We start from the raw sequence: 11,655 nt of genomic DNA on the forward strand, positions 1-11,655 counted from the left end.
GGGAAACGGCATGTGGGAGCAGGCTATGGAGGACGCATGGAAGAAGACGCTTGGCAACCTTCGTCGTGCCCCCGGCTTGTTCCCCCACATTACCTCGGAGAAGAGGTATGAATGGGGGGAGAACCGGGATTGGATCGAGGGATTTTATACCGGGATGACCTGGCTCTGCTACGAATATACCGGGAAAGAGGAGTTCAGGGAATCAGCGCTTATGCAGGTGGAGAGCTTTCGGGAACGGCTGCATGTGACCCGGCGCAACCTGGATCATCATGACATCGGTTTTTTGTATCAGCCCTCCGCCGTGGCGGCATGGATCATCGACCGGGACGAGGCTGCCAGAACGCTTGCGCTGGAGGCGGCGGAGCATTTGATGCTTCGCTGGCGTCCCGAAGGGCGTTACCTGCAGGCATGGGGACCGAAAGGCGACCCGCAGAACGGCGGTCGAATCATCATCGACTGCATGATGAATCTGCCGCTGCTGTACTGGGCGTTCGAACAGACTGGCGACATGCGGTACCGTGAGGCCGCGGAGCACCAGGCGGACAAAAGCCGCCGTTATTTAATGCGGGGCGACGATTCGTCATATCATACGTTTTATTTCCGGGAGGAGAGCGGGATTCCGATCGGAGGCGGAACGCATCAGGGGTATCATGACGGATCCACCTGGTCCAGGGGACAGGCGTGGGCCGTGTACGGGTTCGCGTTATCCTATCGCTATACGCAAAATCGAGAATACCTGGAGACCGCGATAAGAGCCGCCCGGTATTTTATCGGACGCCTTCCGTCAGATGGAATTCCATATTGGGATTTTGACGCGGAGATTGCGGAAGATACGCCCCGTGACAGCTCGGCATCAGCCATTGCCGTCTGCGGCATGCTGGAAATCCGCTCGCTGCTGGAAGAAGACGATCCGATCAGGGCTGAGCTCGGCTCCGCGGCCGATCGTCTGCTGAAAGCGCTGGTCGAACGCTGTGCGACCCTGGACGACGACGGTGCGGAAGGGCTGTTGAAGCACGGATCGTACCATGTGCGGGGCGGGAGAGGTCCTGATGATTATATGATTTGGGGCGATTATTTTTATGTGGAAGCGCTGATGCGCAGCATCAACGGGAAAGCGGGGTACTGGTATGAACGACAGCGCGTTTGAGACCCGGGCGCTGAGTTCGTTGTCGAAAGTGTTTACGGATTCGGAATTGAATGATCCGCCATGTCGACGGACAAGCGCCTTGCGGCGGGAAATCGTGTCCTTTCAAACCGCCTACCGCACAGGGGAAAGGCTGAGGGATGTGCGTGTCGAGGCAAAGGCCCCCGAAGGGTTATCCGTATCGGTGTATGCGGTCGGGCTGGTTCCGTCCGAATTTCCGATTTATCCGGACCATGACGGGCATATCCTGCGGTCGACGCCGGGGCTCTACCCCGATCCGTTGTACCCGCTGGATCCGGAGAATAGGGTTCATTCCCCGGGAAATCAGTGGCGGTCCGTATGGTTGGAGGTTCAGGTGACGGAGCGGGCCGAACCCGGCATTCATGCGATCGAGGTCGTCTTTTATTCCCAGCATGGGGAAGAGCTTGGCGGGGAACGGTTTGAAGTGGATGTGATCCCGGCTTCCCTGCCGAAGCAGCGGCTGATCCGGACGGAATGGTTCCACTGTGACGGTCTGGCACAATTTTACGGGGTGGAGGTGTTTTCGGAGGAGCATTGGCGCTTGATTGAGCGGTACGTCGAGACTGCGGCGGAGCATGGCATCAATATGCTGCTTACTCCGCTGTTCACGCCGCCGCTGGATACCGCCGTAGGAGGAGAGCGGCTGACGGTCCAGCTTGTGGATGTGGAGAAGTCCGGTGACGGATATGCTTTCGGCTTCGATAAGCTGGAGCGCTGGATCAAGATGGGGCAGCGGCTTGGCATCGAATATTTCGAATTTTCGCATTTGTTTACCCAGTGGGGAGCAGCTCATGCGCCGAAGATTATGGTCCGGGAGGACGGGGAGACGAGGCGCCTCTTCGGTTGGGACACGGATGCGCTCGGGGCGGAGTATCGGGAATTCCTAGCCCGGTTTCTAAAGGAGCTTGTACAGCTGATCCGAGGGCTTGGCATTGAGGACAGGATATTCTTCCATGTATCGGACGAGCCCCATTTGGAGCATCTGGAGACTTACCGGAAAGCGGCGGAAATCGTGGATGTAGCGGTGGGAGATTATCCCCGGATCGACGCACTGTCCGATTATGCGTTTTATAAGGAGGGGCTGGTTCCGAATCCGATTCCGGCGACGGACAAGCTTCAGCCGTTTCTCGAATCCGGAGTTGCCCCCCTGTGGACCTATTATTGCTGCAGCCAATATAAACAGGTGGCAAACCGCTTCTTCTCCTTTCCGTCCGAGCGGAACCGCATCCTCGGGCTGCAGCTGTATAAGTACCGGATTAAGGGCTTCCTCCATTGGGGCTTCAATTTCTGGAACTCCCAATACTCTAAGCGGCCGGTGAACCCCTATCTGACCACCGATGCGGATATCGGCTATCCATCCGGCGATGCCTTTCTGGTATATCCGGGCGAGGACGGTCCCGTATGCTCCTTACGGATGAAGGTATTCCGCGAAGCGCTGCAGGATCTCAGGGCGCTTGAGCTGCTGGAGCAAACCATCGGGAGGGACGAAGTTCTTAACATGATTGAGGTGTCGCTCGAAGCGCCGCTGTCCTTTGAGCGCTACCCGCGGGATGCTGGATGGCTGCTGGATTTGCGAAACGCCGTTAACGAGCAAATCAGAGCAAGTATGATGGAACGATAAACCCGAAGTAAATCCTTGTGAGAGGGAGGAATGGATGATGAGCTTCAACTTCAAGCGCTGGCTGTCCATGGTTCTGGTCATCGCGCTTACGGCGGGGGTGTTTCCTGCGGCGGGAAGGCCTGTTTCGGCTCAAGGGGCGGCACCGGCCGGCAATTTGCTAATGAATTCGGATTTTGAAGCCGTAACGGCCAAGTCCACCTGGCTGGACCAGGTCGCGCCGGAGCATGTCAGCGAATGGAGGGCGGCCGGAAACCCGGTGTTCGCGGTGGATCAGGACGTGTATTATAGCGGGAGCCGCTCGGTTTCCATTTCCGGCACCGCTTCCGGCACCGACCGGGGAGCGATTACGCTGCCTGCGGCAGGGATTGAAGCCGGCAAGAGCTACTTGCTCACCGGCATGTATAAGCTCGAGCAGGTGACGGATCAGGTCGTGGTACGCTTTCAGTACAAGCGGAACGGCTCGAGCAGCATCAGCTATGCGGTCCAAGGGCAGAAGGGAACCCGGGATTGGACCCGCTTCAGCCATGTCATCCATGTCGCTTCCGATATGGATGCCAGCCCGCAGGGAAAGGTGGAGGCGTTTCTGGAAAAATCGGCGGGCACGGTATGGTTCGACCAGCTTTCCCTTCGGGAATATGTCCCGCTTGAGGAATTTACGCTCGATCCGCAGATCATCAGCTTGAGAACGGGCGAAGCCGGACGCATTCAGGCATCCTTTGCACCGGAGAATGCGTCCGATACCTTCCTGGAGTGGAGCTCCTCCAACACGGTCACGGCGTCGGTGTACCAGACGGGAGAGGTCGCGGCGCATCATGCGGGTTATTCGGTCATTTCCGCCGCCTCCCATTCGTCGGGCGTAACGAGGCAGGCCGTGGTCACGGTGGACACTCCACCCGGGTTGACTGCCGAGCCCTATGCGGGCACCGTGAATGAAAACGGCGTTTTGGACGGGCAGCTGACCGCTGCGGACAGCTCCGGTACCTCCGGCGGCTCCGTTTCCTTTGAGCTGGCGGCGGCGCCCCGCCACGGCACGGTAAGCGTCTCTTCCGACGGTTCGTTCCGCTATTACCCGAACCGGGATTACGCCGGCCCGGATTCCTTCCTGTTTGTGGCCATCGGCAAGGAGGGAGGGCCCGCCGCCGCGGCGGCCATGATCGAGGTGCTGCCGAAGGACGGGCCGCCCGTGCTTGACCTCCTGTGGTACTCCACCGGGAAGAACACGCCATTAGAAGGGCGGATAGGCCGTCTTCTCTCGGAGGAGGCTGTGGAGTGGACGCTGACCGGCGCTCCGCGCGGCGAAATGTCTCTCGCTTCGGACGGTTCGTTTACTTATACGCCTGCCTCGAATGATGTCGGCTACGATTCATTTGAAGTGACGGCAACGACGGCGTCGGGGAAATCGGCTACGGGCAAGGCCTATATTTTTGTTATACCGGATGAGACAGACTTGATGGGGAAGCTTGCATCCAGCGGCAACGAAGGCGTCCATCCGCGCGTTCTGGCGAATGCGGAGGATTTTGCCCTAACCCGCAGCCTGATCGGCAAGGATGAATACGTCACGGCTTGGTTTGAGCAGCTGAAGCGGGAAACGGATCGGCTGCTGGATGCGGAGCCGTACGGTTATCTTCCGAACGGGGGGAGCAACAGCAATGTGCGGGATTTGCTGATCCGTACGGCGATGATGTACCGGCTAACCGGGGATGAGGCTTACGCACAGCGGGCCGTGCAGGAACTTGAATCCGCCGCGTCGTTCCCGGATTGGGGAGGCCGCTATAACAATATGCTCTCCTTAACGTATATGACGCTTGGATTTACGCTCGCTTACGACTGGCTGTACGACGCCATGACGGAACAAGAGCGGAGCATGGTCCGGGAGGCGGTCATGAAGCATGCGTTCAGTCATGCACTCGCTTGGTACCGTGGGGAATTCACCCATAATGGGGAGTTCAACAACATCAATTTCGTGGATAACGGCAGCTTTGCCGTTGCGGCGCTCGCCATGCTCGGCGATGACGAGAAAGCGACTCAAGCCGGACTGGAAATTCTCCGGGGGTCCTACGGCAAGCTGCAGCATACGCTTCGATTCTTCGCGGAGGACGGCTCATGGCCTGAAGGGCCGCATTATTGGCAGTACGGGACCGAGTTCCTTTTTTATAAGATTGCTGCAATGCATAATACGCTCGGAACCGACTATGGCTTGGCGGAGCTGAAGGGCGTGAAGGCATCGGGGGAATATCCGCTGCATTTATGGGGGCCGGGAGGATTTTTTAACTTTTACGATTCGGCAACGCCGAACGTGCATCCCCAAACGCTCTGGATGGCCGATTTCTACGATCAGCCGCATTACGCCTGGTATGCGGGGGAGCTGACCCGGCGGGAAGGGGCTTTTTCCCCGTACTATCTGCTGTTCTACCGCCCGGGCATGTTTGACGAGCAGCCGGCAGCGCTCGACCGGGTATTTACCGGAATCGAATCGATATCCATGCGCAGCGGCTGGTCAAATCTGAACGATGCGTATGCCTCGATAAAGGGGTTTAACGATACGCTGCTCAGCCATATCGATATGGACGCCGGCACCTTTGTATTTGATGCGCTGGGAGAACGCTGGGCAACCGATTTGGGGATGGAGAATTACAGTCTCCCCGGCTTCTGGGATTATGCCGGCGGTCAACGCTGGACTTATTACCGCAAAGGCGCGCAGGGGCAGAACGTCATGGTCATCAATCCGCAAGAAAACCCTGTGTTTATGCAGGATTACGGCGCCAAGGCACCGCTTGTCCGGAGCGAATCCAAGCCTCGCGGCGCATTTGGCGTGATCGACCTGACCGAGCGGTATCCGAAGGATGCATGGTCCTACAAGCGGGGATTGATGCTGACCGGCGATCGCGAGCAATTGATTGTTCAAGACGAGTTCGAACTCAAGTCGCCGTCCGAGCTGTATTGGTTCATGCACACGGAAGCCGAGATCGACGTGCTCGGCAGCGGACAAGAGGCCGTGTTGACGCAGAACGATAAGAAATTGTACGTGCGGATGCTGGACGCTCCGGAGGGAGCGGCGTTTAGCGCGATGAAGGCTGAGCCGCTGGAAGGGACGCCGAATCCTTCGGGGCAAACCGTCAATCACGGCATTCGGAAGCTGGCCGTCCATATGGAGGGCGTGACCGGAGGACGTCTGTCCCTGTGGATGGTTCCGCTGACAGCCTCGGCACCGCTGCCGGAAGTGTCTCCGGACGTCCGCAGCCTCGATGATTGGACGATCCCGGATGGTCCGCTGCCTGAGAAGGTTCCGCTGCCTGAAGCCGAATCCATCCTCGTGGACGGGACCCCTCTCGCCGGATTTGACCCGCAGCGCACGTATTACGAATGGACAGTGCCGTACGGGGAGCGGTCGAAGGTGCCGAAGGTCGAGGCGGTGTCCGGTCATGAGGTTTCGGTCCAGACGGCTGAAAGTATTCCGGGAAAAACCTATATTGACGTGACCGATCCGTCGAGGCCGGAAGTGAGCAACCGATATACGATTGCCTTTACGGTCGGACCTTTGATCGGCGATCCCCCTCCGGGCTTCCGTCTGCCGGTCCGGGAGGTCACGGCCAGCGCAGTCCCTCAGGCGAACCAAGGCCATACGCCCGATAAAACGATGGACGGAGACATGATTACCCGCTGGACCTCGGAGGGACCGCAGTGGATTCAGTATGACCTCGGCGAGGCCAAGCAGGTTGGAGCGGTATCGATCGCGTTTTTCAGCGGAAATACGAGAAAGTCCTATTTCACCATCGATGTTTCAGTGGACGGTGTTCATTGGGAGCAGGTGTATGCAGAGGGGGTCAGCTCGGGATTGACGGCCGAACCGGAGGTGTTCCTTTTTCCGGAAGTCACCGCGAGGTATATCCGGATTAACGGTTCGGGCAATACCTCGAATCAATGGAATAATTACGCGGAGGTCGGCATATTTAAGCCGATGAGGGGAAACGCGGAAAACAGCATTTTACGTGATGCAGGTTAAGGAAGCATCTATAGCCTGCCAATCGAAAAGGAGCGTAGTCGAAATATGAACAGGATGATCGGCGGGAGAGGACAAACGCTGCGGCTCGGCTTCATCGGTCTGGGCAAGCGCGGCAAAAGTCTGCTCGAGCTGCTTGTAGAAATGCCGGACGTGGAAATTGCGGCCATATCCGATCTTTACGAGGATCGGCTTGAAGAGGCCGCGAGAGTGGTAACCGATATGGGCAGACCTGCCCCAGCCAGCTGCTCGGATTATCGCGAGGTCATCGGTCGCGAGGATGTTGAGGCGGTTATTATCGCCTCATCCTGGACCAGCCACAGCGAGATTGCCATAGCGGCCATGCAGGTCGGCAAGCCCGTGGCGTCGGAAGTGGGGGGAGCCGCTTCTTTGGAGGAATGCTGGCAGCTCGTGCGCACGTATGAAGCGACCGGCACGCCTTGCATGCTGTTGGAAAACTGCTGTTACGGCCGGGAGGAAATGGCGCTGCTGCATATGGTCCGTCAGGGAGTGTTCGGCGAGCTGATCCACTGCCAAGGGGCATACGGGCATGATCTACGGGATGAGGTTGCCAAAGGAATAGAGAACCGCCACTATCGCATCCACAATTACTTGCGCCGCAACGGCGACGTGTACCCGACGCATGGTCTGGGTCCTGCCGCCAAATTGCTGAATATCAATCGCGGAAACCGGATGACCAAGCTGTCCTCCATGGCGACCAAATCGCGCGGCGTAAGGGATTGGGCCCGCCGGCATTTGGGCGAAGACCATCCCGTGGCACGGACGGAGATGGCCCTTGGCGATGTCGTAACAACCATGATTCAATGTGCGAACGGGGAGACCATTCTGCTGACCCACGATACGTCGCTGCCCCGTCCATATTCCCGCGGCGGGCGCGTTCAGGGAACCCGGGGCATCTGGATGGAGGACGGAGGCGTCATTCACCTGGAAGGACGAAGTCCGCTCCATGAGTGGGAACCCTTTGAGCATTACCTTCAGGAATACGAGCATCCGCTGTGGACCGAATACATGCAAGACGGCGTGCGGGGCGGCCATGGCGGGATGGACTATCTGTGCCTCCGCGCATTTGTCGAGAGTGTTCTTCAGGAAAGGGAGATGCCGATCGACGTCTATGATATGGCGTCCTGGATGGCGGTGACCGCCCTGTCCGAACAATCGATCGAGACTGGAAGCGCCGCCGTTGCGATCCCGGATTTCACCAACGGGAAATGGATGAACAGGGAAGCGGCGGAACCCGCCGGCATTTCTTTTTAATACAAAGCCTGGCCTCGAGTCCGTTGCCCTTGTATTTGGCGATTCACCACACCAAAGCACCTAAGCTTTAAAATAAACTCTTGCAATTCCTTTGCCGTGTGTAATACAATGCTTTATAAATTCATAACAAGACATGCTGCAACAAGCAATGATGGAAAGAGTAAGCGACAGAAGCTTCCTGACAGGAAAGGGCTGCCACCGACTGAGAGCGCCCGGGTGAAGATTCTCCGCCGAAGTTCATTCCGGAGCCGGTATTCCGATAGCTCGCATTCCAAAGAATGGGAAGCGGTAGGTTTACCCGAGGCCCTCGCGTTAAGAGGTTCAAGTGAGATAAGCGAAGAAGGAACTGTTTTTTTGCATATCTAATAAGGGTGGTACCACGACTCCTCGTCCCTTGCGGCGGGGGGTCTTTTTTATTTATATCAGATCATACACATAAGGGAGAGATTCGATATGAGTCAAGGACGTTTGGAGCAATTGCGATCAGAGCTGGATTCCGTCAATTTGCAGCTGCTGGAGCTGCTGTCGGAGCGGGCGCGCCTAGCCCAGGAGATCGGGCAGGAGAAGCAGAAGCAGGGAGTGCCGAATTTCGACCCGGTACGCGAGAAAAAAATGCTGGATGCCCTGGTCGAGCACAACCACGGCCCGTTCGATAACGAAACGGTGCGGCATCTGTTCAAGCAGATCTTCCAGGCATCGCTGAAGCTGCAGCAGGTCGACCATAAGAAGCATCTGCTCGTCAGCCGCAAGAAGAAGAAGGAGGACACCTTGATCCAGCTTGGGGATACGGTCATTGGCGGCGGAACGCCGGTTATGATTGCTGGACCATGCTCGGTTGAGAGCTACGAACAGGTTCGCCAGGTCGCAAAGGCCCTGAAAGAAGCGGGCATCACCGTGATGCGCGGCGGGGCGTTCAAGCCGAGAACATCGCCGTATGATTTCCAAGGCCTGGGCGTTGAGGGGCTCAAAATTCTGAAGGAAGTGGCTTCCGAATTCGGATTGAAAACGATCAGCGAAATCGTGGATCCAGCTCATATCGAGCTTGCCTGCGACTATATCGATGTCATTCAGATCGGCGCCCGGAATATGCAAAATTTCGAGCTGCTCAAAGCAGCGGGCGACGTCAAGACCCCGGTTCTGCTGAAGCGCGGGCTTGCGGCTACGATCGATGAATTCGTGCATGCCGCCGAATACATCGTATCCCGCGGCAATACGCAGGTCATGCTGATCGAGCGCGGAATCCGGACCTATGAGAAGGCTACAAGAAATACGCTGGACATCTCGGCGGTGCCGATCCTGAAGCAGGAAACCCACCTTCCAGTGCTCGTGGACGTTACGCATTCTACGGGACGCAAGGATATTTTGGCTCCATGTGCAAGAGCGGCCCTCGCTGCCGGCGCGGACGGCGTCATGGTGGAGGTTCATCCCGATCCGGCGACCGCTCTGTCCGACGCGGCTCAGCAGCTGAATATTCCGGAGTTCCAGGACTTCCTGGACAATGTGAGAAAATCCGGCTTGCTGCCGGCGCACTCATTGGTATAACCAATTGGGAAATAAAGGGTTGACAAATCGCTGTTCATTCCCTAACATAGTTATCAATTCAATCGCATAATCCAAATGTTTCGATTAGAAATAGTAGAAGCGAAATGACTTTTCAGAGAGCCGTTGGCAGGTGCGAAACGGTAATGTCGTTCCCTTTGAACTCGTCTATGAACAGCTGCCTGACAATGTAGGGTAAGCCGGAGTTCCACCGTTACAGGGATAGATGGTGATGGCCATCGAAGAAGATCATTTTACTTGTAAAATGAATTAGAGTGGTACCGCGGGTTCAACCTCGTCTCTATAGCAGAGACGGGGTTTTTTGTTGGTTAAATTCCGGGTTTAACCAACCCCGCTTGAAATAGATATAGATCAACGATAACTTTCCGGGGAGGAATCAGAAATGACACGAAGCATTATCGTCCTTGACACAACCTTGCGCGACGGAGAACAGGTACCGGGCGCGAAAATGAACGTGCACCAGAAGATTGAATTTGCCCAGCAGCTGAAACGGCTGAACGTGGACATCATTGAAGCGGGCTTTCCTGCTTCGTCGGCCGGGGATTTCGAGTCCGTCCGGGAAATTGCACGAACCGTAGGTGACAGCGTCTCGATTACCGCGCTGGCGCGGGCCGTGAAGAGCGACATCGACGCGGTGTACGAAAGCATCAAGCTGGCGCAAAACCCGCTGATTCATATCGTGCTCGGAACCTCGAATATCCATGTCGAGAAGAAATTCAACCGCTCCAAGGATGCGGTGCTGCAAATGGGCGTCGATGCGGTGAAATATGCGAAAACGCTGCTGCCGCAGGTGCAATATTCCACAGAGGACGCTTCCAGGTCCGACTTCGAATACCTGTGGACAACGATCGAAGCGGTCGTCAAAGCGGGGGCAACGATGATTAACATCCCCGATACGGTCGGTTATGCCGTGCCGGAAGAGTTCGGCGAGCTGATTCACAAAATCAAGGAGCGGCTCAAAAACCTGAACGATCAAGTCATTCTAAGCGTTCATTGTCATAATGACCTGGGACTCGCTACGGCCAATACGCTAGCAGCCGTGAAGAACGGCGCCGAGAAGGTGGAGTGCACCATCAACGGATTGGGAGAGCGCGCCGGCAATACATCGCTGGAGGAAGTGGTGATGGGATTGAAGGTGCGGGAGAATTATTTCAACGCGAGCACGAACATCCGGACGAAGGAGCTGATCAAGACCTCCCGCCTGCTGACGTATTTGACGGGGCTGGATGTGCAGGTGAACAAGGCCATTACGGGCGAGAACGCCTTTGCCCACTCCTCCGGCATCCATCAGGACGGATTGCTGAAGGATAAGCAGGTGTATGAGATCATGTCGCCGGAGGAGGTTGGCGCCGACAGCATGGAGCTGATTCTGACGGCCCGTTCGGGAAGACACGCCTTCCGAAACGCGGTCGAGAAGCTGGGCTTTGACGCAGGCGAGGGCGAGGAATTCGAGGCGCTGTTCGCGAAATTTCTTCAGTTGGCCGACGCGAAGAAGGAAGTGTACGACCATGACGTCTTTTACCTGGTTACGCATCACCGGACTTACGAAGACGCCGGCAGCCATCTGTATGAGCTGGATTCCTTCCAGGTCGTCACGAACGCTCTGCATCCTACCGCTACCGTCAAGTTGAAAAAAGGCGGGGAGACGGTGCAGGACAGCACGGTGGGAGACGGCCCGATCGATGCGCTGTACAGCGCGATCAAGACGATCGTTGGCCTGGACGTCGAGCTGAAGGATTACAAAATCAACAGCCTTTCCCGCGGCAAAGAGGCCATCGGCCGGGTCAACATCCGAATCGAGTACCAAGGGAAGAGCTATTCCGGCCGCGCAATGGACACGGATATCATCAAGGCCAGCGCGCTCGCATTCCTGAACGGAATCAACGCCGTTCTGTTGGACGCTGCGCAAGAAGTGCAGGCGTAGGCAAGCAAGGAGCGGAAGCGCAGGAAACCCCGTCTTACAGAAAGTGAGGCGGGGTTTTTCGCGTTTGGGTTGTTACGTGAGCATGGACCTTTGCTCAAGTCGGGGAATAG

The 11,655-nt window shown here is 56.9% G+C and carries 6 protein-coding genes and 1 other annotated feature; all 6 genes read left to right on the top strand.

The features are described 5' to 3' along the window. Nucleotides 1-10: 10 nt before the first annotated feature. A complete protein-coding gene (locus MKX76_RS00265; protein WP_007127527.1) occupies nucleotides 11-1,147 on the top strand; it encodes a glycoside hydrolase family 88 protein in 1,137 nt (378 codons plus the stop codon). After that, on the top strand, nucleotides 1,128-2,786 hold the full coding sequence (locus tag MKX76_RS00270; RefSeq protein ID WP_007127528.1) for a DUF4091 domain-containing protein: 1,659 nt from the start codon (nucleotides 1,128-1,130) through the stop codon (nucleotides 2,784-2,786). Before MKX76_RS00265 ends, MKX76_RS00270 begins: the two co-directional genes overlap by 20 nt. Nucleotides 2,787-2,820: 34 nt before the next feature. Beyond that, nucleotides 2,821-6,789: a discoidin domain-containing protein gene (locus MKX76_RS00275; protein WP_213613531.1), complete on the top strand. Its 3,969-nt coding sequence runs from the start codon at nucleotides 2,821-2,823 to the stop codon at nucleotides 6,787-6,789. A 45-nt stretch (nucleotides 6,790-6,834) separates the two neighbouring features. Then, a complete protein-coding gene (locus MKX76_RS00280) occupies nucleotides 6,835-8,061 on the top strand; it encodes a Gfo/Idh/MocA family protein (RefSeq protein ID WP_210095003.1) in 1,227 nt (408 codons plus the stop codon). Nucleotides 8,062-8,514: 453 nt separating this feature from the next. Continuing rightward, nucleotides 8,515-9,603: a bifunctional 3-deoxy-7-phosphoheptulonate synthase/chorismate mutase gene (locus MKX76_RS00285; protein ID WP_007127531.1), complete on the top strand. Its 1,089-nt coding sequence runs from the start codon at nucleotides 8,515-8,517 to the stop codon at nucleotides 9,601-9,603. Between the two features lie 71 nt (nucleotides 9,604-9,674). Next, nucleotides 9,675-9,906 (top strand) — a binding site (T-box leader). Nucleotides 9,907-10,003: 97 nt separating this feature from the next. Then, complete coding sequence (locus tag MKX76_RS00290) at nucleotides 10,004-11,545, top strand: 2-isopropylmalate synthase (RefSeq protein ID WP_341032657.1); 1,542 nt, start codon at nucleotides 10,004-10,006, stop codon at nucleotides 11,543-11,545. Nucleotides 11,546-11,655: the final 110 nt, after the last annotated feature.

It is taken from the genome of Paenibacillus sp. FSL R5-0810, from assembly GCF_038002285.1.
Lineage (GTDB): Bacteria > Bacillota > Bacilli > Paenibacillales > Paenibacillaceae > Paenibacillus_AQ > Paenibacillus_AQ lactis.